Genomic DNA, 22,081 nt, shown 5'->3' with positions numbered 1-22,081 from the left:
GGCTCCCGAAGGCTGCCGTCAGGCGACCTTGATCTCGTTGTAGACCGGGACACTGAAGGGGTTGAGGGAGACGTTCGAGATGCGCGGGGCGTAGCCGGCGCTGCCGTTCTGGTACCAGAGGGGGATGGCCGCCATCTGGTCGCGTACCACCCTCTCCGCCTGCTGGAAGGTGCGGACGGCGGTCGCGGTGTCGGATTCGGCGTTGGCCCGGTCGACCAGCCCGTCGAAGGTGCTGTTGCTCCACTTGCCGTCGTTGGAGGAGGCGCCGGTGTAGTAGAGGGGCTGGAGGAAGTTCTGGATGAGCGGGTAGTCCATCTGCCAGCCGGCCCGGAAGGGGCCGCTCATCTTGGACTGGGTGACCTGGTTGCGGAAGTCGGCGAAGGTGCCCATGGGGTTGCCGACGCAGGCGCGGTCGTTGCCGAGGGCGTTGTTGATGCTGTTGCAGACGGCGTCGACCCACTCCTTGTGGGAGCCGGTGTCGGCGTTGTACGAGATCTTCATGGTGCCGCCCGGGATTCCGCCGCCCTCTTTGACCAGTTGCCGGGCGCGGGCCGGGTCGTAGACGCAGGAGTCGCCGCAGAGGGTGTCGTCGAAGCCGCCCTCGGTGCCGAGGACGGGTGAGGTCCAGTCCTTGGCGGGGGTGCGAGTGTTGCGGAAGATGCGGGAGGTGATGCTCGGGCGGTTGATGGCCATGGAGAGGCCGGTGCGGAGCTTGTAGCCGTTCGGGGTGTTCCACCGCTTGTCGTAGTAGGGGAAGGCAAGGGTCTGGATGATGCCCGCGGGGGTGTTGATGTAGCGGTCGCCGAGGTCCTTCTTGACGTTGCGGAGCTGGGAAGCGGGGACGTCGTCGACGAGGTCGAGATTGCCGGCGACGAGATCGGTGTAGGCGGTGTTGTTGTCGATGTAGACCCTGAGGTCGACACCGCCGTTGAGGGGTTTGTCGGGGCCGGGGTAGCCGTCCCAGCGGCGCAGGGACATCTGGGAGCCGCGGACATAGGAGTCGACGGCGTACGGGCCGTTGCCGACGGGCTTGGCCAGCCAGGCGGCGTGGTCGTCGTAGAAGGCCCTGGGGAGCGGGGCGAAGGCCGCGTAGCCGAGGGTGTCGGGCCAGGTGGAGAACTTCTGGCTGAGCCGGACGGTGAAGGTCCGGTCCCCGGTGACGGTCAGTCCGGAGAGGGTGGTGGCGGTGGGGTCGCCCTCGGCGGGGTGGACCTGGTCGTAACCGTCGATGTAGCCGAAGAAGTAGGCGTTCTTCTGGGCGTTCTTCAGATAGGCGCCGTAGTTCCAGGCGTCGACGAAGGAGCGGGCGGTGACCTTCTCGCCGTTGCTGAAGCTCCAGCCGTCCTTGACGGTGATGTGGAAGGTGATGGAGTCGGTGGTGTCGATCCGCTCGGCGAGCATGTCCTGGGCCGCGCCGGTCCTCGGGTCGTACCGCTTCAGACCGCGGAAGAGCATGTCGAGGACCTTGCCGCCCTGCACCTCGTTGGTGTTGGCGGGTTCCAGGGGGTTCTGGGGGTCGCCCCAGGAGGAGCTGACGATGCCGTCCGGGCCGCTGCCGCCCCGGGAGACTCCCCCGCCGCACCCGGTCAGGGCCGTGGCGGCCAGGACGGCGGCGAGGGCACCGCCCGCGGCCTTGAGGACATGCGTGGCTCGCCGCATCCGGTGCCTCCTCGGTCCTGAGCCGGCTCTCTCCCACTCAGGACCGAATATCCCCGCAAAGTGGGGCATACCGCATGTCCGCTCACCCGAACGGAGGAGACATCACCCCACTGCCGCGGCCCCGGCGTCCTGGCGCGGCGGGGTGACCGGAGCCACCGGGAGCACGGCCTCCCAGGTGTCGACCGCGAAGTGGAGGTCCATGCCATGGGCCTCGTACAGCCCCAGAGCCTTCGTCACGTTGTCGGTGTCCACGCCCAGACCGAGGGCGTTGCGGCCCAGGCCCGCGTACACCCCGAAGGCATGGCGGAGCAGATAGCCGCCGAGGCCCCGGCCCCGGGCCTGCTTGCGGACGCCGAGGCTGCTGATCCAGCCGTAGGCCTCGCGGTGGTTGCCGGTGAGCATCGCGGCGGCGTCGCCCTCGCCGTCGACGGACGCGATCCACACCAGCTCCCAGTCCACCAGCTCGCCCAGGTCGGCGAGCCACTTCTCGTACGAGCGGTCCTGGTGGTCGTAGTGGTCGGCGAAGGTCTCCTGGAGCAGGGCGTGGGCGATCCTGCGGTCCGCCTCGTCCCGGCAGTCCCGCAGGGTCACGCCGGGCGGCGGGACGGGGACGGTGTCGGCCGCGGGGTCCAGCGGGCGGACCATGGCGTGGTAGCGGCGGACGGTCGACCAGCCCCGGCGTACCAGCAGGGCGGTGTCGAGGGTCGGGGCGGTGTTGAGGTGGAGATGGAGGACGGCCCGTTCGGCGCCGTTCTCCGCGGCCTTGGCTCGGGCCCGTTCCTCCTGGAGCGCCAGGACGGCGGCGGCCGCGTCCTGGTGCTCGGGGAGGACGTACTGGTCGATGTCGATCCGCTCGGCGCCGGAGTCGTCCCACAGCAGTCCGTAGACGACCGGTTCGCCGTCGCGGTAGCCGAGCCACGAGTTGTTCGGGAGGTCCGCTTCGGGGTGGCTCAGATCGGCCCGTACGGAGACGAGATCGGTCTCCGGCTTCCCGACCTCGATGACGTCGACGGCGTTCAGCAGGGCGCAGATGGCTTCGGCGTCCGCGGGCACGGCCGGGCGCACGACGAGAGAGGAATCCGGGGCACTCGGGGAAGCCTGGGAGGCCTGGGAGGCCTGGGAGGCCAAGGAATTCGGGGAGTCCGGGGAGGCCGGGGAAGTGGTCATTTCATCACTCTGGGCCGCCGGAAGGGACCGTCGCAACGCGTTTTCGGCGCGGGTACGGCCCCCGGGGGCGGCCGTCGCGACCCCCGGCGGAGCGCGCTTCGGCACCGGCGGCGGGCGGCCTCGCCGGGTCGGCGCGGGGCACCGGCCCGTACCGTCCCGGAAACACACCGGGGGCCCGCGGCCGTCCGGCCACGGGCCCCCGGGGGGTCCGGAAGGGGTCAGTCCTGCTCCTCCAGCGCGGCGAGCGCCGGGTCGAGCACGATGTCCTCCGCGCGGGCCTCCGTCGACGGGTCCTCCGGGAAGTGGCAGGCCGTCAGATGGCCCTCGTCGTTCCCGGAGAGACGCACCAGCGGCGGCTCTTCCGTCGCGCACTTGTCCTGCGCCTTCCAGCAGCGGGTGCGGAAGCGGCAGCCGGACGGCGGCATGATCGGCGACGGCACGTCGCCCGCGAGACGGATCCGCTCCTTGCCCGCGTTCGAGTCCATGTCCGGCTCCGGCACGGCCGAGAGCAGGGCGTGGGTGTACGGGTGGCGGGGCCGGTTGTAGAGGGAGTCGCGGTCCGCGATCTCCATCACCTTGCCCAGGTACATCACCGCGACACGCTGCGAGAAGTGCCGGACGACCGCCAGGTCGTGGGCGATGAAGAGGAAGGCGATCCCCATTTCCTCCTGCACCTTCTGCAGGAGGTTGACGACCTGGGCCTGGATGGACACGTCCAGCGCGGAGACCGGCTCGTCGGCGACGATCAGCTTCGGCTGGAGCGCCAGCGCCCGGGCCACACCGATGCGCTGCCGCTGACCGCCCGAGAACTCGTGCGGGAAGCGGTTGAAGTGCTCGGGGTTGAGACCCACGACCTCCAGCAGCTCACGGACCTTCTTGTCCCGGCCGCCGGGCGGGTTGATCCCGTTGACCTCCATCGGACTCTTGATGATGGTGCCGACGGTCTGCCGCGGGTTCAGCGACGAATAAGGGTCCTGGAAGATCATCTGGATCTCGGAGCGGATCGGCGCAAGCTGCTGACGGCCCGCGTGCGCGATGTCCTGACCCCGGTAGATGATCTTGCCCTCGGTCGGCTCCAGCAGCCGGGTGACCATCCGCCCGGTCGTGGACTTGCCGCAGCCGGACTCACCGACGAGGCCCAGGGCCTCACCGGCGTGCACCGTGAAGTCGATACCGTCGACGGCCTTGACGGCGCCGACCTTCCGCTTGAAGGGGAACCCCCCGTAGATCGGGAAGTGCATCTTCACGCCCTCGACGGAGAGCAAAGGCTCGCCGCCCGGGCTCCCGCCGGTCGCATCCTGCTGCTTAGGCAGAGTGACGTTCTCGCTCATGTCTCTGCGTCTCCCTAGCCCAGCCGGGGCTTGATCTGATCAATGAAAATGGACTGCTTCTGCCCGTCCGACAGATGACAGGCAGCCGCGCGCCCGGTGGCCAGCGTGGGACGCTCGGCCGAGCACAGTCCGCCGGCCACCTCGTCCTTGAAGGCGCACCGGGGGTGGAAGGGGCAGCCGGACGGCGGGTTGAGCAGGCTGGGCGGAGAGCCGGGGATCGGCATGAGCGCCTCGTTGACATCGCTCCCGAGCCGCGGCATCGAGCTCAGCAGACCCCAGGTGTAGGGGTGCTTGGGAGTCCGGAGGACCTCCTGGACGCTGCCGCGCTCCACCGCCCGCCCCGCGTACATCACCAGCAGGTCGTCCGCCATATTGGCGATGACGCCCAGGTCGTGGGTGATGAAGACGATCGCGGAGCCGAACTCCTGCTGAAGGTCCTTGAGCAGGTCGAGGATCTGGGCCTGCACGGTCACGTCGAGCGCGGTCGTCGGCTCGTCGGCGATCAGCAGGTCCGGGTCGCAGATCAGTGCCATGGCGATCATCGCGCGCTGGCGCATACCGCCGGAGAACTGGTGCGGGTAGTCGTTGAAGCGGGTCGCGGGCTGCGGGATGCCGACCTTGGCCAGCATCTCGATGGCACGCGCCTTCGCCTCCTTCTTGGAGGCGCCGGTGTGCTTCATATAGGGCTCGGCGATCTGGCGGCCCACGGTGTAGTACGGCGAGAGCGCCGTCAGCGGGTCCTGGAAGATCATCGCGACCTTGTTGCCGCGGAGCTTCTCCATCTCCTTCTCGGGCGCCTCGACGAGCTCCTGGCCGTCGAGGTAGATCTCGCCGTCGATGGCGGTGTTCTTCTTGCTGTGCAGGCCGAGGATCGTCAGGTTGGTGACGGACTTACCGGAGCCCGACTCACCCACGATGCCGAGCGTCTTGCCGCGCTCGACGTCGAAGGAGAGCCCGTCGACTGCCTTGACGACGCCGTCCTCGGTGGAGAACCGCACCCGCAGGTCGCGCACCGAGAGGAAGGCATCCGGTCCGGTCGGGGCCGGGGTCCCCTCGGTCTTGGTCAGAGTGGTCACGGTCGTTCTCCTAGGCGAGGCGCACGCGCGGGTCGATGTAGGCGTAGGCCATGTCCACGATGATGTTCATGAGCAGGATGAAGAACGCTCCGAACAGCATCACGCCCATGGTCATCGGCAGGTCCTTGGTCAGCGAGGAGTCCACCGCGAGCCGGCCGACACCGGCCAGGTCGAAGGTGAACTCGGTGACCACGGCGCCGGTCAGCAGCGCGGAGATGTCCATACCGAGGATCGTGACGATCGGGGTGAGCGAACCACGCCAGGCGTAGCGGAAGAAGACGTACCGCTGACGCATGCCCTTGGCACGCGCGGTGCGGACGTGTTCCTCCTGCAGCTGCTCGATCATCGTCGAGCGCGCCATACGGGTGTACTGCGCGGTGAAGATGGTCGCCATCACGGCCCACGGAATGAGCATTCCGGTGAACCAGGCGACGGGGTCCTCGCCGATCGGGGTGTACTTCGGGGACTCCATCCAGCCGGTGCTGTAGACGAAGAGGCCGAGCACGATCGGGCCGAGGAAGTAGATCTGGAAGGAGCTGAGCACCATCGAGGCGCCACTGACGAACTTGTCGACCGGTGTGCCGCGCTTCCACGCGGCCAGCATGCCCGAGCCCAGACCGAGGATCAGGAAGACCACCAGACCGCCGACGGTCAGCGAGAGGGTGAGCGGGAAGCGGTCGACGATCGACTCCCAGACGAAGTCTCCGGAGTCGAAGGAGACACCGAGGCAAGGCGCCGGGCAGTGGCCGACGGCAAAGTCCCGACCGGTCACGATTCCGCCCATGAACTCCCAGAACTGGGCGGTGATGGGCTTGTCGAGGCCGAGGTTCTCGCGGATCACCGCGATGTTCTCCGGCGTGCAGTTCTTGCCGCAGGCGAGCTCGGCGAAGTCCTGGGGGATTGTGTAGAACAGGAAGAACGTGAACGCGCCGATCAGGAACATGATCACGACGGCGCCGGTCAACCTGCGGAGAAGGAACTGAAGCATCGCGGGAGGCTGCTCTCTTCGAAGGCGGCGGGGGTCAGACGTGGACCCGTGGGGGTGTGCTCCGCCTGGCGCACACCCCCACGGGATCAACCGTGAACCGGAGGGTTAAGACCCGGATTTACGGGTTCTTCAGGAACAGGTTGTTGATGTCGATGTAGCTCGCCTCGGTGCTGTACCGCAGACCGCCGATGTTGGAACCGGAGAGCTGGATCTGCTTGGCGTAGTAGACCGGGCCCGCCGGGAGGATCTCCTCGACGATGCGGTGGTGGACCTTCTCCCACTCGGCCGCGGCCTCGGTCGGCGGCAGCGCCAGGGCCTTCTTGATGCCCTCGTTGACCTGCGAGTCGTTGATGTGGGAGTAGTTCGAGCCGCCGTCCTGGACCTTGGTGCCGTCGTAGACGGGGGTGATCACGGTGGACGCGGACGGCCAGTCCTGGCCCCAGCCGGTCATGTACAGGTCGTACGGGTTCTTGACCTTGCCGATCTGCTCGTAGAAGGTCGAGCGCTCGATCTCCTTGGCCTGGACGTCGAAGCCGAGGTTGCCGAGCACCTCCTTGATGATGACCATCTGCTTCTGGCTGCGCGGCGCGGTGGCGTAGGCGTAGGTGAGCTTGGTGCCCTTCTTGACGCCCGCCTCCTCAAGCAGCTTCTTGGCCGCAGCGAGGTCACCGTTCGGCTTCTTGACCTTGTCGTACGGGTCGTAGTTCGGGTCGTAGCCGGGGAGCGTCGGGCCCATCAGACCGCCGGCCAGCTCACCGCCGTAGGTGCCGCCGTCGGCCGCGATCATCCGCTTGCCGGGGATGGCGCGGGTGATGGCCTCACGGACCTTCTTGTCCTTCATGACCTGGGAGTCCAGGTTGAAGGTCATCTGCCAGACGTAGGGCTGGAAGCCCATCACGGCACGCGCCTTGACACCGGCGTTGCTGATGACGTCCTTGATCTGGGTCGGCTCGACCGAGTCCGTGAACTGGATGGCGTTCTTGGCCTCGCCCTGGTCGGCGATCAGACGCTTGGTCTGGCTGCCCTGGTCGACCGTGAGGGTGAAGTTGAAGCCGTCCGGGTACTGCTTGCGGACCGAGTCGGTCTTCGGGTCCCAGTTGGTGTTCTTGACCAGCTTGATGGACTTGCCGGACTTGTACTCGGCGATCTTGTACGGGCCCAGGGAAACCGGGGACTTGTCGTACTTCTCCTTGGTGTCCGCGGCCTTGGGCACGATGCTGTAGCCCGGCATCGCCAGCGCCTGCGGCAGGTCACCCTGCGGAGTCTGGAACTTGAAGACGACGGTCTTGGCGTCCGGGGTGGCGAGGACGGTGTCCGGCAGGCTCTTGCCGGTGTACGGGCCGTCCGGCAGCGCCTTGCGGTAGTCGTCGCCCGACAGCCAGCTCTGGATGTACGTCGGGCCGTCGAAGATGAACTTCGCGTACAGACGCTCGATCGTGTGGCGGATGTCCGCCGACGTGATCGCGTTGCCGTTGGCGTCCTTGATGCCGTCCTTCAGCGTGTACGTCCAGGTCTTGCCGCCGTCGGACATCTTGCCGGCGTCGGTGGCGAGGTCACCGACGACGGTCAGGTTGCCGTCCTTGTCCTCCTTCCAGTTCGTCAGACCACGGTGGATCAGGTTGGAGAACTGGCCGGCGTCACTGACATAGATCTGGCCCGGGTCCAGATGACTCATGTCGGATTCCATGTACACGTTGATGAAGCCGCCCGGCTTGGCGCCCGGGACCTCGGCCGCGGGGCCGGTGGAGGCCGCAGCGTCACCGTAGGTGACCGGCTTGGACTGAGCAGCCGCGTCCTTCTTGGACTTGGACTCGTCCTTGGTGTTGCCGTCGTTGTTGGAGCAGCCGGTGAGCGCCAGGGAGCCGACCGCAGCTGCGGCGACTATGACGCGCACGGAACGTGAGCGAAGTGGCTTCATGATGCTTGATGCACCTACCTGTCCGTTGTCATTCATCAAGAGCTGCCTGCCGTCCGGTTGCCCGGCGCGGGGGCGGCAGCGGCCCCCGCCCTGGGACGTCACCGTCCGGTCTTGGGGTCGAACGCGTCCCGTACCGAGTCGCCGAGAAGATTGAAGGCGAGGATGAACGTCACCATGGCAACGCCGGGGAAGAACATGAACGAGGGGTTCTGCTCGTATACCTCGGCGCCGATCGCGAACATCCGGCCCCAGTCGGGGGTCGGCTCGACGAAGCCCACACCGACATAGGAGAGGAAGGCGATGGTCAGGATGGAGCTGGGCAGCATGTAGGTGCCCTGCACCAGAATCGGCGTGACGATGTTCGGGAGGATCTCCTTGCGGACGATCCGCCAGCGCGAAGCACCGGAGACCTTGGCCGCCTCGACGAACTCGCGCTCCCGCAGGGAGAGCACGGAGCTGCGCACCAGTCGGGCCAGACCCATCCAGCCGAGGAACCACATCACCAGGATGATGGCGACGGCTCGCAGATAGGTGGGGGTCTCGTCCTTCGGGGAGACGAACATCGCGACCACGACCGGCATGAAGGCGATGAAGAAGAGCTGCTGGGGGAAGGCGAGGAAGAAGTCGATGATCCGGCTGAGCCAGTAGTCGACCTTGCCGCCGAAGTAGCCGCTCACCATGCCGATGACCACACCGGTGATCACCATGAGCGTGGTCACGACCAGCGCCATGTAGAGGGAGGTCCGGACGCCGTAGAGCAGCATCGTGAACACATCGCGGCCCAGGTTGGGCTCGACGCCGAACCAGAAGTCCCCGGAGACTCCGCCGAAGGTGCCGACCGGCATGGAGAAGTCGTCGAGGATGTTCTCGTACCCCTCCTGGCTGGGATAGAGCGTGTACGGGTCCTTGCCGTACAGCCAGGAGATCACCGGCGCCAGCGCGGAGATCACGAAGAACGCGAGCACGACAATGGCGGAGATCACTCCGGTGCGGTCGCGCTTGAAACGCGCCCACATCAGCTGACCCGGCGAACGGCCGGTCACGGCCTGGCCGTCGGCAGCCTCTGTCTTGGTCGCGGTGCTCTTGTCCAAGGCGACAGAGGAGTCGGCGCCCTCGGTCTCGATTGGACTGGTCATGGTGTGTCCATTCACGGGTGTCGGGTGACCCGCGTTCCTGCGCACGGTGGTTCGGACGGTCGAGTGGATGTACTCGTCGCCGTCTTGGCCACCGGTTGACGTTCCCCCCTGGTCGGCCGTTACCCGCCAGGCGGATACAGCCGGATCACCGTCCGCCCGGGGGTTTACCCATGGGCAAAACGGCAGGAAAGGTCGTCAATAGGGATTGATCCCACCCTCATCAGGAGCGCGAGCCGAGCGGTTGACCGGGGCTCAGAGTCGCTGTCCGCCGCCGATGGCGGCGCGATGGGATGGAATGCGCTGGAAACCGGTCGTCCGTACCGTCTGCGACGACCCGACCCCGCTGGCGCTCGTGGCACCGCGCATGGGTTCCTCCTCATGAGTCCACGTGTTCACTGCAAGGCTGGGCACATAACACCCGCCGACACCCCTGACGGCGAAGAGCTGTACCCCGTGTGCTCGTGAGTCGGCGCTCCCCACAGCGCATGACCCGTTGACCCGAGCTCAGTGAAGCCAACTATTGGGTAAGTTCACGCCGTAAACCACACTTAAAGCATCTCGTTTTGGCAACATCAGTGAACCCCGGAGGACCAGAATCCGGACAAAGGGATCGCAGACAGACACCCCCGAAACGGACTGTTAATACAGGTTTCCGGTGAGCTACGTCCGATAGTCGGACAATCGTTCATCAAAAACCTCTTGACGAACGGCCTCGGGGAGCGCTCCAATCCCGAAGCCTTCCACCCGCGGAGTGCGGGCAAACGGCTCGGGCGGTCCCAACATGTGGGACCGCCCGAGCCGTTCTGGTTCGTACGCTATGTCTTGTTGATCACACGACGGGCGCGGTGTCCGTCCGGCGGAGCTGCCACGGGCCCGTGCCGGGCCCGGGAAACGGCCGCGGCGGCCGTTGCCGGCCGCCGCGGACTCGTGAAGGTGTTGCCGGTGGTTCAGCCGTGCTTGGCACGGGAGGCGGCACGGGCCCGCTCCCGGGCGTCCAGGTTCACCTTGCGGATGCGCACCGACTCCGGGGTCACCTCGACGCACTCGTCGTCGCGGCAGAACTCCAGCGACTGCTCCAGGGAGAGCTTGCGCGGCGGGACGATCGCCTCGAAGGAGTCGGCCGAGGAGGAGCGCATGTTGGTGAGCTTCTTCTCCTTGGTGATGTTGACGTCCATGTCGTCGGAGCGGGAGTTCTCACCGACGATCATGCCCTCGTAGACCTCGGTGCCCGGCTCCACGAAGAGAACGCCGCGCTCCTGGAGGTTCGTCATCGCGAAGGCCGTCACGGCACCGGAGCGGTCGGCGACCAGCGAGCCGTTGTTGCGCGTGGTCAGCGTGCCGAACCAGGCCTCGTGGCCCTCGTGGATGGAGTGGGCGATACCGGTGCCGCGGGTGTTGGTGAGGAACTCCGTACGGAAGCCGATGAGGCCGCGGGAGGGCACGACGAACTCCATGCGGACCCAGCCGGAGCCGTGGTTGGACATATTGTCCATACGGCCCTTGCGGACACCCATGAGCTGGGTGACGGCGCCCATGTGCTCCTCGGGGACGTCGATCGTCATGCGCTCGACGGGCTCGTGGACCTTGCCGTCGACCTCCTTGGTGACGACCTGGGGCTTGCCGATGGTCAGCTCGAAGCCCTCACGGCGCATCTGCTCGACCAGGATGGCGAGCGCCAGCTCACCACGGCCCTGCACCTCCCAGGCGTCCGGGCGCTCGGTGTCCAGAACGCGGAGGGAGACGTTACCGACCAGCTCGCGGTCCAGCCGGTCCTTGACCTGGCGGGCCGTGACCTTGCGGTCCTTGACCGCGGCCTTGTTGTCCGCGCCCTTGCCGGTGCCGCCCCGGCCGACCAGCGGCGAGGTGTTGGTGCCGACGGTCATGGAGATCGCGGGCTCGTCCACGGTGATCAGCGGCAGCGCGACCGGGTTCTCCGGGTCGGCGAGCGTCTCGCCGATCATGATGTCGGGGATACCGGCGACGGCGCAGATATCACCCGGGCCCGCCACCTCGGCGGGCTTGCGGGTAAGGGCCTCGGTCATCATCAGCTCGCTGATGCGGACGTTGGACATGGTGCCGTCGCGCTTGATCCACGCGACGGTCTGGCCCTTGCGCAGCTCACCCTGCTCGACGCGGAGAAGGGCGATACGGCCGAGGAAGTTGTCGGCGTCCAGGTTGGTGACATGGGCCTGGAGCGGGGCTGCCGCGTCGAACTCGGGAGCCGGGACGTACTCCAGCAGGGTGGAGAAGAAGGGCTCCAGGCTGTCGCTGTCGGCGGGAACCGTGCCGTCGGCGGGCTTGGTGAGCGAGGCGACGCCGTCCCGGGCGCAGGCGTAGACGATCGGGAACTCGATCTGGTCCTCGTCGGCGTCGAGGTCCAGGAAGAGGTCGTAGGTCTCGTTGACGACCTCGTCGATCCGGGAGTCCGGGCGGTCCGTCTTGTTGATGCAGAGGATCACCGGCATCCGGGCCTGCAGGGCCTTGCGGAGCACGAACCGGGTCTGCGGGAGGGGGCCCTCGGAGGCGTCCACCAGCAGCACGACCGCGTCGACCATGGACAGGCCGCGCTCGACCTCACCACCGAAGTCGGCGTGGCCCGGGGTGTCGATGATGTTGATGGTGACGGGGGCGCCGCCGGCCTTCGGGTGGTACTTGACCGCCGTGTTCTTGGCGAGGATCGTGATGCCCTTCTCACGCTCCAGGTCGTTCGAGTCCATCACCCGGTCGTCGACCTGCTGGTGGGCGGCGAAGGCGCCGGCCTGCTTCAGCATGGCGTCGACCAGGGTGGTCTTGCCGTGGTCGACGTGGGCGACGATGGCGACATTACGGATGTCGTGGCGGGTGGGCATGCTGGCTGGCGCTTCTCTCGATCGTGGGATGCGGCGTTCGTGAGGGGCGGCGTCTTCCCTGCGCCCCGCCGGGGCTGACGCGCCACGGCTTCTCCCTATGGTACGGGGCCCCGGGATTCGGGGCCTCCTGGTCCGTTGGGCGGGACCGCGAGAAGGACGCCGCAGCGTACGGCCGCCTTCCGGGGGAACCCCTGAGGGGTACGGGCCGGGCGGCCCCTCGGGACGCTCGGGTCGCCCTGGGCTGCCCGGAGTGCGGGCCGCAGGGGCTCTGGGACCGGCAGCGACGGGTAAGCGGGGGCTGCAGGGTGTGGGGTATGGGCTACCCGCGGGTGCGGCGGGGGCTCGGGTCGACGGGGAGGCATGAGGCAGGCCGGGACGCGCGGGAATCGGGCGGTCACCGTGGGCCGGGGCGGCCGCCTGCTGCGGGGCGGGGAAGCGCGTGGGGACGCGCGGTGGATCCTGAACCGGGGGTCAACGGGCCGGGCACGATCTTGCCCGCCGGGTGACCGGCGGGCAAGAGGTTTGAGACTCTTCTGAGGTTGTCGAGGTCAGCGCCCGTTACCTTCGGTTACCACCGGATTCGCGAGCCCTGGGGTCGGCGCCGTCCGGCGGCGGGCGGCCGGGCTACTCCGACGTTTCCTCCGTACCCTCCTCGGCGTCTCCGGACGGGCTCGCCGACGGGCTCGGCAGGACCGGCGGGGGTCCGGCCTTGCGCGCCGCGGCCTTGGTGAAGCCGATGTCCTGGAGCTTGGGAGTGGCGAAGCCGAAGGCCCCGGCGTTCAGCACGACCGGCCGGACCGCGACCAGCTCGGGCCGCTGGTAGAGCGGGATCGAGCCGGCCGCCGCCCAGATCCTGGCATCCGCCCGGCGCACCAGATCCCGGTTCTCGTCCTGGTCGAGTTCGGCCGCGGCCTGGTCGAACAGCTGGTCGATGTAGTCGGTGCCGACCCGGGTGTAGTTCTGCTCGACCAGCAGCGACCCGTCGCTGGCGGGTTCCGGCTTGGCGTAGATGGGGCGGGCGTCGGTCGCCGGGTAGGCGGTGGCGGGCCAGGAGTACAGGGCGAGGTCGTACTGGCCGGAGGCGATGTGGTCCTTGAAGTAGCTCTCGTCCGCGACCTTGGTGATCCGGGTCTCCACCCCGATCCGCTTCAGCATCCGGCTGATCCTCTCGCCCACGGACCGCAGCGACTCGGAGCCGGGTCCCGAAGGAAGGACGAAGCGCAGGGTCAGCGGCTTGCCGTCCTTGCCGAGGCGGCCGCCGGCGGCGAGGGGGGCGGCGGTGCCCGCCGGGGCGTAGGCGCCCGTGACCCCGCCCTTCTTGTCCTTGGCGTCCTTCTCGCCGGCACGGCCGGTCCCCGTGCCTCCGTCGACGTCGGCGATCCGGTCGGCGCGGCGCTGGAGGGAGAGGTCCTCGAAGGTCACGGGCGCCGGGGCGAGGACCCGGGTGGTGCCGCGGCCGGATCCCTCGTCCCCGACGATGTAGAGGCCGTCGCCGGAGGGGCTGTTCGGGCGCGACAGCGCCGGGGAGGTCGCCTCGGCGGCCCGGGCGGGGGTCCTGCCGGTGTTCTTGCCGTCGGACCCGCTGTCCTCGGCGGCGGGCGAGGCGCTCGGTCCGGCCTTCGCCGGTGCGGGCTTCCGCAGCGCTCCGCCGGGGGTCCAGCCGGCGTCGGCGAGCAGGGCCTGCGCCTCCTGGGTGTTCTGTTCTCCCAGGGCCCCGCTGTTGTCGGTGTAGGCGCGCTGTCCGCGGAGGGCGAGGTGGCTGCCGGGCGGAACCGCGGGAAGACCCAGCGGGCGGAGCACGGCCTCGGCCAGCTCCTTGCGGTCGAGGGCCCGGGCGATGGCCCTGCGGACCCGGTCGTCGGCGAGAGGGCCCGACTCTCCGTTGAGTGCCAGCTGGGTGTAGGCGGGTTCGAGGGTCCGGCGGACGACGATGCCGCGCAACCCGGCCTGCTCGACCGCGTAGGTCCGGATGGCCTCGACGGTCTTCTCCCTGGTGGCCTGCGCGATCTCGGCCGCTTCCTCGTCGGAGCCGTTGGCCAGTGCCCACAGCCGCAGGGCCTTGGCGGGTGTGAGGGCGGCCTGGGGACCGTGGCCGGGCTGCTGGCCGCCGGTGGACTTGTTCCGTACGGCCAGGGCGATCCGGTCGGCGGTGCCCCGGTCGATCTCGGCGATGTCCACCTTTCCGGCGGCCAGTGCGCCGGCCCGCTTGTCGCGCGGCACCTCGGTCAGGACCAGCGCGTCCAGTTTGGGCTGGTCACCCCACCAGCGGGGGTTGCGCACCAGGGTGACGTCCTTCTTCTTGCGGTCCACCGCCCCGATCCGGAACGGCCCCGCCGTGGCCTTGAGCGTATTGCGGGCGCCGTCGTTGAAGGCCTTGGGGGTGCCGGTGACGTCCTTCGGATAGAGCGGGGTGAAGAGGGACTGCCAGTCGGCGTAGGGCTTCTTGAAGGTGATCTTGACTTCGAGGTCGTTGGCGCCCTTCTGGATCTCCTCGATGCGGTCGTATCCGGCGTTGCGCGCAGTCCAGTAGGCGGTGTTCCGGCCGCTGAGGGCCCGCCACTGGGCGACGAAGTCGGGGGCGCCGATCTCCCGGCCGTCGCTCCAGACCGCCTTCTGGTTGAGCTTGTAGAGCACCACCTGCTTGGGCTCCCGCTCGACGATCTCGGCGGATTCCACATAGTCCGGATTGCGCTGCGGGCGGCCGTTGGTGTCGAGAGTGAAGAGCGTCGGCAGCACGGCCTGGGCGATCCTGGCGGTGGTGGCGTCCGCGTCGGCCTGGAAGGTATTGAGCGTGGTGGGCACGGAGTCGGCGGCCCAGCGCAGGGTGCCGCCGTCGCCGACCTGCTGCCGCTGGGTGGCCGCGATGTCCTGCGCGGAGGCCTGACCGGTCACCTCGGACTCGTCGGCGCCGCATCCCGCGAGCGCGGGGATCGCGAGCATCCCACCGGTGAGCAGCGCCACGGAGCGGAGTGTCCGGGACCGGAGGGTCTGGGAGGTCCGGGCCTGGGCCATGGGTCCACCTCTTCATCCTGATGGCTCCGCGGTGCGAATGCGGAGAACGAGGAAATCTTTTGATGATCACACCTATTCCGGTCCACTGAAGGGGACGGAACCCGGGGTGCGGCGCCGACACGGCGCGAAGGCCCCTGAAGGTCACCCGAGCAGACCAGCGGAATATCGGATGAAGCGCCCGTATCACCAGGAAGGTGATGACAATGGAAGCAGTGAGATCCGGACAACCAGGGGCGCACTCGCCACTCCTGCGCGGGAAGTCCCGGCATATCCCTTCACAACCAGGGATGTGACGCGCGACACTCGCAGGCGCATGAGCGACGCCACCGCACCCCGCGGAAGTGAGGGCACGTCATGTCCCAGCAGGAAGACCTGACCACGATGCAGCGCCGCCTCGACGATCTGGCTCAGCGGGTCGAGGAACTGGAGCACACCGTCGGCCGGCTCGGCGGCACGCCGGGACGCCCCCGCGGCACCGGCCCCGGTACACCGGCCGGCCAACGGCCCGGATCGGGCGAGGACCTCGTCGGCATCCCCGATACGCCGTACAACCATGCGCTGTGGACGGACTCCGACGACGAGGGGCTGGGCGTCCGAGACCGGCACGCTCCCTAGGAGACCTTCCTTTGGCCACTGGTACCGAACCACCACACGTTCACAAGAGCGGGGCGTCGGGCCCTGTGCAGGGCGCGGGAACGGGGGTACGCGGCCCGACCCGCGCTGCCATCGGCCCCCGCCATCTGCGGACGGACCGCTGGTGGCTGTCTCCGGCACTCACCGCCGCGGGGCTGCTCGCCTTCATCGCCTACTCGACGTGGCGGGCCTTCGCCAACGCCGACTACTACGCCGCCCCCTATGTGTCCCCCTTCTACTCGCCCTGCCTGGCGGAGAACTGCGTTCCGATGCAGGGCGGCCCCGACTGGGGAATCGTCGGCAGCTGGTGGGGACTGTCCCCCGCGCTGCTGATCCTGATCTTCCCGCTGGGCTTCCGGCTCACCTGCTACTACTACCGCAAGGCGTACTACCGGGGCTTCTGGGCGTCTCCCCCGGCCTGCGCGGTCGCCGAACCCCACCGCAAGTACTCCGGCGAGACCCGTTTCCCGCTGATCCTCCAAAACGCCCACCGGTACTTCTTCTATCTGGCGATCGGCGTCGCGGGGATCCTCACCTACGACACCGTGCTCGCCTTCCGCGGCGAGGACTACTCCTGGGGCCATATGGGCCTGGGCACGGTCGTCTTCCTGATCAACATCGCACTCATCTGGGCCTACACCCTGTCGTGCCATTCGTGCCGGCACATCGTCGGCGGCCGGCTCAAGCACTTCTCGAAGCATCCCGTGCGCTACCGCCTGTGGGGCTGGGTGGGCAGGCTGAACGAGCGCCATATGCAACTGGCGTGGGCATCGCTGATCAGCGTCGCGGCCGCCGACTTCTACGTCTATCTGGTCGCCTCCGGTGCCTTCGACGATCCGAGGTTCTTCTGACATGACGCAACTCGAACGCCAGCAGTGGGACGTCGTCGTCATCGGTGCGGGGGGTGCCGGTCTGCGCGCCGCCGTAGAGGCCCGGGAACGCGGCGCCCGCACCGCGGTGATCTGCAAGTCGCTCTTCGGCAAGGCCCATACGGTGATGGCGGAGGGCGGCATCGCCGCCTCGATGGGCAATGTCAACGCCGGAGACAACTGGCAGGTGCACTTCCGGGACACCATGCGGGGCGGAAAGTTCCTCAACCAGTGGCGGATGGCGGAGCTGCACGCCCAGGAGGCACCGGCCCGGGTCTGGGAGCTGGAGACCTGGGGCGCCCTCTTCGACCGGACCGCCGACGGCCGAATCTCCCAGCGCAACTTCGGCGGCCACGAATACCCCAGGCTGGCCCATGTCGGCGACCGGACCGGGCTGGAGCTGATCCGCACCCTCCAGCAGAAGATCGTCTCGCTCCAGCAGGAGGACGAAGCCGCCACCGGCGACTACGAATCCCGGTTGAAGATCTTCCAGGAGTGCACGGTCACCCGCATCCTCAAAGACGGCGACCGGGTCGCGGGGGTCTTCTGCTACGCACGGGAGTCGGGCCGGTTCTTCGTGATCGAGGCACCCTCGGTCGTCCTCGCCACCGGCGGTATCGGCAAGTCCTTCAAGGTCACCTCCAACTCGTGGGAGTACACCGGCGACGGACACGCCCTCGCCCTCCTCGCGGGCGCTCCCCTGCTCAACATGGAGTTCATCCAGTTCCATCCGACGGGAATGGTCTGGCCGCCCTCCGTCAAGGGCATCCTGGTCACCGAATCCGTCCGCGGCGACGGCGGGGTACTGCGCAACTCCGAAGGCAAACGGTTCATGTTCGACTACATCCCGGAGGTCTTCAAGGAGAAGTACGCCAAGTCGGAGGACGAGGCCGACCGCTGGTACGACGACCCCGACCACAACCGCCGTCCACCCGAGCTGCTCCCCCGCGACGAGGTAGCCCGCGCCATCAATGCCGAGGTCAAGGCGGGCCGGGGTTCGCCCGCCGGGGGCGTCTTCCTCGACGTCTCCACCCGGATGCCCGCCGAGGTCATCCGCCGAAGGCTGCCGTCGATGTATCACCAGTTCAAGGAGCTGGCGGACGTCGACATCACCGCCGAACCGATGGAGGTCGGCCCCACCTGCCACTATGTGATGGGCGGCGTGGCCGTCGACTCCGACACCGCGGCCGCGGTAGGGGTGCCCGGGCTCTTCGCCGCCGGTGAGGTCGCGGGCGGGATGCACGGCTCCAACCGGCTCGGCGGCAACTCACTCTCCGACCTCCTCGTCTTCGGCCGCCGCGCGGGACTCCACGCGGCCCGCTACTCCCGGGAGAGCGACCCGCTGCCCACCGTGGACGAATCCCGGATCGACGCCGCGGCGGCGGAGGCGCTGCGTCCCTTCGGCGCCTCGGGGGCTCCCGACGGCGGTCCGCCGGAGAATCCGTACACCCTCCATCAGGAACTCCAGCAGACCATGAACGACCTGGTCGGCATCATCCGCCGGGAAGGCGAGATGAAGCAGGCGCTGGAGCAGCTGGCCCGGCTCGCCGACCGGGCCGGCCGGGTCGGCGTCGAGGGCCACCGGCAGTTCAACCCCGGCTGGCACCTCGCCCTCGACCTGCGGAACATGCTCCTCGTCAGTGAGTGCATCGCCCGCGCCGCCCTGGAACGCACCGAGAGCCGCGGCGGCCACACCCGCGAGGACCGCCCCGCCATGGAGCAGGAGTGGCGCCGTATCAATCTGCACTGCCGACTGACCGGCTCCGCGGACACGGACGGAGCCGCAGACACCACCGCGGACACCGCCACCCGCACGGACACCGGCACCGCCGCCGGCCGGATCGGTCTGCAGCGCAGGACGACCGACCCCATCCGACCCGACCTGCTCGCCCTGTTCGAGAAGGAGGAGCTGGTCAAGTACCTCACCGAAGAGGAGCTCCACGAGTGAGTGCGTACCAGGCCAGCTTCAGGGTGTGGCGGGGCGATCAGGAAGGCGGCGAACTGCGGGACTACTCCGTGGAGGTCCACGACGGCGAGGTCGTCCTCGACATCGTCCACCGCCTCCAGGCCACCCAGGCACCCGATCTCGCGGTCCGCTGGAACTGCAAGGCCGGCAAGTGCGGCTCCTGCAGTGCGGAGATCAACGGCCGCCCCCGGCTGATGTGCATGACCCGGATGTCCGTCTTCTCCCGCGACGAGACGATCACCGTCACACCTCTGCGCGCCTTTCCCGTGACGCGTGATCTGGTGACCGACGTCTCCTTCAACTACACCAAGGCGAGGGAGGTGCCGTCCTTCGTACCACCGCGGGGGGTCGCCCCGGGCGAGTACCGGATGCAGCAGGTCGATGTGGACCGCTCGCAGGAGTTCCGCAAGTGCATCGAGTGCTTCCTCTGCCAGGACACCTGTCATGTGGTCCGTGACCACGAGGAGAACAAGACGGCGTTCGCCGGGCCGCGCTTCCTGATGCGGGTCGCCGAACTGGACATGCACCCGCTGGACTCGGCCGAGGAAGCGGGCCTCGACCGCAAGAAGACCGCTCAGGAGGAGCACGGACTGGGCTACTGCAACATCACCAAATGCTGTACGGAAGTCTGCCCCGAGGGCATCCGCATCACGGACAACGCCCTGATCCCGCTGAAGGAGCGCGCCGTCGACCGCAAGTACGACCCGCTGGTGTGGCTCGGCAACAAGATCCGGCGCAGGGAGGGCTCCTAGGTCATCTCCTGAACCCGCCCCAAGGCAGCCCCGCCCCGGCTCCGTACCACCGGGCCGGGTTCGCGAAGCGGTGGCCCCGGCGCCCGGGCACACCACCTCGCGAACCCGGTTCCCGGCCGGGCCCCGGGCCCGCTCCGGGGCCTCTCGGGTTTCTCTCTGTGCAGATGTCAAGGTGCGGCACGCGGCGCGGGCACCGGTCCCCTCCGGCCATGGGAACCGGGCCCGACCTCGTATCGAAAGAATGCCTCCCATTACTCTGCGTGACACCCCTTTGGCGAGTTCTCGCCAGGTCGCGCCAGAAAAAATAGGGACATAACCTCCCCATGTGATGCGAATACCCGCCGGGCTCGCCCTCTCTGTGCTGCTGGCGGCCGCTTGGGCGAGCCCACCGCTCGTACCCTCCGCGACGGCCGCCCCCCACCCCGCGGCCCCGAGAGCGGCGGCCGGGCCCGCTCTGCCCGCGCCCCCGGCCGAGGACCCCGTCACTCTCGCCCGCGACGGGCAGATCACCGACCGGGTCGGCGCGCTGGGCGACCGCCGTGCCGAGGTCGTCCGGGCACTCGACCGGCTGTACGCCGCCGAACGCGTTCAGCTCTTCGTCGTCTACGTCCGTGACTTCTCCGGCCGTACCGCCCAGGAATGGGCCGATGCCACCGCTCGCCGCAACGGACTCGGCACCGACGACCTCCTCCTCGCCGTCGCCACCCACGACCGCCAGTACGCCTACTGGGCAGCGGCCGCGTCACCGCTCACCGATGCCCGGCTGGCGGAGGTCGCCCGGACCGCGATCGTGCCGCCGCTGCGGGAACACGACTGGGCGGGTGCCGCCGTCGGTGCCGCGGACGGCTATGCAGCGGCCCTCGCGGGCCGGCCCGTACCGACGCCCACGATCGCCCCGGGCGACCCCGATCCGGGCACCGCCCCCGCCGGGACGGGCGCCGGTGACCTGGTGCTGCCGGTGGGAGTCGCGATCGCCGTCGGTGGAGCCGCCGCGTACGCCGCCGCCCGCCGCAGGCGCCGTACCGCCACCCGTACCACCCCCCAGGGCGGCCGGGCCGGATGGAGCAGCGGTCCCGATACGGCGGCCGGCCCCACGACGGCCGAACTGGACGCACGAGCCCGGCAACTGCTCGTGGAGACCGACGACGCGCTGCGCACCAGCCAGGAGGAGCTGGGCTTCGCCACTGCCCAGTTCGGCGAGGCTGCGGCGGAACCCTTCGCCGCCGCCGTCGCGTACGCCAGGAGCGAGCTGACCGCGGCGTTCCGGATACGGCAGCAACTCGACGACGCCCATCCCGAGGACGAGGCCACCCGGCGCCGGATGCTGGAGGAGATTCTCAGTCGCTGCACGGACGCCGACCGGAGGCTGGACTCCGAGTCGGAGGACTTCGACCGGCTGCGCGATCTGGAACGCAACGCTCCGGAGGCGCTGCGGACTGCCGAGGAACGTTTCGCCGAACTGAACGGGCGGCTCCTTTCTACGGACGCCGCGCTGTCGGTGATGCGGGAGCGGTACGCCCCCTCCGCATCGGCCCCCGTGGCGGGCGACGCGGCGGCGGCCGGGGACCGGCTGGTGTTCGCCAAGACCGCCGTCGACCGGGCCCGGACCGCGCTCACCGCAGGCGAGAACGCCACGGCCGCCGTGCAGATCCGGGCCGCGGAGGGCGCGCTGGCGCAGGCGGACCGGCTGATCGAGGCCGTGGACCGGCGGGCCCGGGAGCTGGCGGAGGCGGTCGGCGCACTGCCGGGCGCACTCACGGAGACGGACAGCGACCTGGCGGAGGCGCAGGGCGTCCTCGACGGTACGGCACCCGGGGAGTCGGCGGCCGGGCTGCGGGGGCGGACGGCACGGGCCAGGAGCGTGGCGGCCGAGGTCCGACACGAGATGGAGACCGGGCACTACGACCCCATCGACGCGCTGCGGCGGGTGGAGGAGGCGGACGCCGCGCTGGACGAGGCGCTGGCGGGGGCGCGGGCCGACGAGGACTCGGCGCGGCGGGCGCGGTCGCTCCTCGGTCAGGCGACGCTCGGCGCCCGGGCCGCCGTCGAGGCCGCGGCCGACTACATCACCACACATCGCGGTGCGGTCGGCAGCCCGGCGCGGACCAGGCTGGCGGAGGCGCAGCGGCGGCTCACGCTCTCGGCGCAGCTGGCGGCGGAGGTGCCGGGAACCGGCGGAGGTGAGGGTACGGGGCAGGCGGACGCGCCTGCCGCGCTGGCCGAGGCACAGCGGGCGGATGCGCTGGCGCGGGAGGCTCAGCGCCTCGCGGAGGAGGACGTCCGCGGATTCGGGAACCCGTTCGGCGCGGGCGGTGTATCAGGGGCAGGAAGCGCGGGAGGCGGTCTCGGCGGAGCGGTGCTCGGCGGGATTCTCCTCGGCGGACTTTTCGGTGGGGGAAGGAGTGGGGGACTTGGTTCCGGTGGTGGATTCGGGGGCGGGTTCGGGAGCGGTGGATTCGGCGGCGGGTACGAAGGGAGGCCGGGCAGCTTCGGCGGCGGGGGCACCCGGGGGCGGATGGGCGGTGGTCGCTTCTGAGGTGCCCCGCCGGGGCGGGGGTCCTCCGGGTCTCCCCCGCCGGCCTCTCGTCGTTCTTCCCCGGCTCCGGCCCGGTCCCCCAGGTCCTCCGGGTCCGCGGGTCCTGTCCCCTCCTCAAGTCCCACAAACCCCTCCAGTCCTCCCGGCGTACCCCAGCCGTCTCGGCCGCCCCAGCGGTTTCGGCTCCGA

General features: G+C 69.2%; 14 protein-coding genes. 5 read left to right on the top strand and 9 right to left on the bottom strand.

All coding sequences use genetic code 11. The features are described from left to right. Nucleotides 1-18: 18 nt before the first annotated feature. The 9 genes from B7R87_RS22200 to B7R87_RS22160 form a co-directional block, all read right to left on the bottom strand. Entirely contained in the window at nt 19-1,659 is a 1,641-nt protein-coding gene (locus B7R87_RS22200; RefSeq protein WP_006346822.1) for a peptide ABC transporter substrate-binding protein, read from the bottom strand. A 102-nt stretch (nt 1,660-1,761) separates the two neighbouring features. Beyond that, nucleotides 1,762-2,826, bottom strand: a complete 1,065-nt coding sequence (locus B7R87_RS22195) for a GNAT family N-acetyltransferase (RefSeq protein ID WP_006346823.1) — start codon at nt 2,824-2,826, stop codon at nt 1,762-1,764. A 218-nt stretch (nt 2,827-3,044) separates the two neighbouring features. Further along, on the bottom strand, nt 3,045-4,157 hold the full coding sequence (locus tag B7R87_RS22190) for an ABC transporter ATP-binding protein (RefSeq protein WP_006346824.1): 1,113 nt from the start codon (nt 4,155-4,157) through the stop codon (nt 3,045-3,047). A gap of 14 nt (nt 4,158-4,171) precedes the next feature. Then, on the bottom strand, nt 4,172-5,233 hold the full coding sequence (locus B7R87_RS22185) for an ABC transporter ATP-binding protein (protein ID WP_006346825.1): 1,062 nt from the start codon (nt 5,231-5,233) through the stop codon (nt 4,172-4,174). Nucleotides 5,234-5,243: 10 nt separating this feature from the next. Continuing rightward, complete coding sequence (locus B7R87_RS22180; RefSeq protein ID WP_006346826.1) at nt 5,244-6,221, bottom strand: ABC transporter permease; 978 nt, start codon at nt 6,219-6,221, stop codon at nt 5,244-5,246. Nucleotides 6,222-6,339: 118 nt separating this feature from the next. Then, the gene (locus B7R87_RS22175) at nt 6,340-8,139 is read right to left on the bottom strand and encodes an ABC transporter substrate-binding protein (RefSeq protein WP_040914456.1); all 1,800 of its coding nucleotides are present in this window, start codon (nt 8,137-8,139) and stop codon (nt 6,340-6,342) included. A 98-nt stretch (nt 8,140-8,237) separates the two neighbouring features. Further along, nucleotides 8,238-9,275, bottom strand: a complete 1,038-nt coding sequence (locus B7R87_RS22170) for an ABC transporter permease (RefSeq protein ID WP_006346828.1) — start codon at nt 9,273-9,275, stop codon at nt 8,238-8,240. A gap of 947 nt (nt 9,276-10,222) precedes the next feature. Next, complete coding sequence (typA, locus tag B7R87_RS22165; RefSeq protein ID WP_006346829.1) at nt 10,223-12,124, bottom strand: translational GTPase TypA; 1,902 nt, start codon at nt 12,122-12,124, stop codon at nt 10,223-10,225. 624 nt (nt 12,125-12,748) lie between these two features. Continuing rightward, nucleotides 12,749-15,136, bottom strand: a complete 2,388-nt coding sequence (locus tag B7R87_RS22160) for an ABC transporter family substrate-binding protein (protein ID WP_006346830.1) — start codon at nt 15,134-15,136, stop codon at nt 12,749-12,751. Between the two features lie 354 nt (nt 15,137-15,490). On the opposite strand from B7R87_RS22160, the gene B7R87_RS22155 reads away from it, so the two are divergent. The 5 genes from B7R87_RS22155 to B7R87_RS22135 all read left to right on the top strand — a co-directional run bounded on the left by B7R87_RS22155 (nt 15,491) and on the right by B7R87_RS22135 (nt 21,892). Further along, complete coding sequence (locus B7R87_RS22155) at nt 15,491-15,751, top strand: hypothetical protein (RefSeq protein ID WP_006346831.1); 261 nt, start codon at nt 15,491-15,493, stop codon at nt 15,749-15,751. Between the two features lie 11 nt (nt 15,752-15,762). Continuing rightward, nucleotides 15,763-16,620 carry a hypothetical protein gene (locus B7R87_RS22150; protein WP_040914457.1) on the top strand — a complete coding sequence of 286 codons (858 nt, stop codon included), beginning with the start codon at nt 15,763-15,765 and terminating at the stop codon, nt 16,618-16,620. A 1-nt stretch (nt 16,621) separates the two neighbouring features. Further along, the gene (locus tag B7R87_RS22145; protein WP_006346833.1) at nt 16,622-18,586 is read left to right on the top strand and encodes a fumarate reductase/succinate dehydrogenase flavoprotein subunit; all 1,965 of its coding nucleotides are present in this window, start codon (nt 16,622-16,624) and stop codon (nt 18,584-18,586) included. Next, on the top strand, nt 18,583-19,356 hold the full coding sequence (locus tag B7R87_RS22140) for a succinate dehydrogenase/fumarate reductase iron-sulfur subunit (RefSeq protein ID WP_006346834.1): 774 nt from the start codon (nt 18,583-18,585) through the stop codon (nt 19,354-19,356). The genes B7R87_RS22145 and B7R87_RS22140 overlap by 4 nt, the downstream gene beginning before the upstream one ends. A gap of 328 nt (nt 19,357-19,684) precedes the next feature. Next, a complete protein-coding gene (locus B7R87_RS22135) occupies nt 19,685-21,892 on the top strand; it encodes a TPM domain-containing protein (RefSeq protein ID WP_130584926.1) in 2,208 nt (735 codons plus the stop codon). The last annotated feature ends 189 nt before the right edge of the window (nt 21,893-22,081 follow it).

Source organism: Streptomyces tsukubensis (genome assembly GCF_003932715.1).
GTDB lineage: Bacteria > Actinomycetota > Actinomycetes > Streptomycetales > Streptomycetaceae > Streptomyces > Streptomyces tsukubensis.
This window is presented reverse-complemented; position numbering and strand designations above follow the sequence as displayed.

Coding starts and splice junctions, on each gene's coding strand:
- B7R87_RS22145 (WP_006346833.1), top strand. CDS start 16,622: ATGACGCAACTCGAACGCCAGCAGTGGGACGTCGTCGTCATCGGTGCG.
- B7R87_RS22170 (WP_006346828.1), bottom strand. CDS start 9,275: ATGACCAGTCCAATCGAGACCGAGGGCGCCGACTCCTCTGTCGCCTTG.
- typA (WP_006346829.1), bottom strand. CDS start 12,124: ATGCCCACCCGCCACGACATCCGTAATGTCGCCATCGTCGCCCACGTC.
- B7R87_RS22160 (WP_006346830.1), bottom strand. CDS start 15,136: ATGGCCCAGGCCCGGACCTCCCAGACCCTCCGGTCCCGGACACTCCGC.
- B7R87_RS22195 (WP_006346823.1), bottom strand. CDS start 2,826: ATGACCACTTCCCCGGCCTCCCCGGACTCCCCGAATTCCTTGGCCTCC.
- B7R87_RS22155 (WP_006346831.1), top strand. CDS start 15,491: ATGTCCCAGCAGGAAGACCTGACCACGATGCAGCGCCGCCTCGACGAT.
- B7R87_RS22200 (WP_006346822.1), bottom strand. CDS start 1,659: ATGCGGCGAGCCACGCATGTCCTCAAGGCCGCGGGCGGTGCCCTCGCC.
- B7R87_RS22190 (WP_006346824.1), bottom strand. CDS start 4,157: ATGAGCGAGAACGTCACTCTGCCTAAGCAGCAGGATGCGACCGGCGGG.
- B7R87_RS22180 (WP_006346826.1), bottom strand. CDS start 6,221: ATGCTTCAGTTCCTTCTCCGCAGGTTGACCGGCGCCGTCGTGATCATG.
- B7R87_RS22135 (WP_130584926.1), top strand. CDS start 19,685: ATGCGAATACCCGCCGGGCTCGCCCTCTCTGTGCTGCTGGCGGCCGCT.
- B7R87_RS22175 (WP_040914456.1), bottom strand. CDS start 8,139: ATGAAGCCACTTCGCTCACGTTCCGTGCGCGTCATAGTCGCCGCAGCT.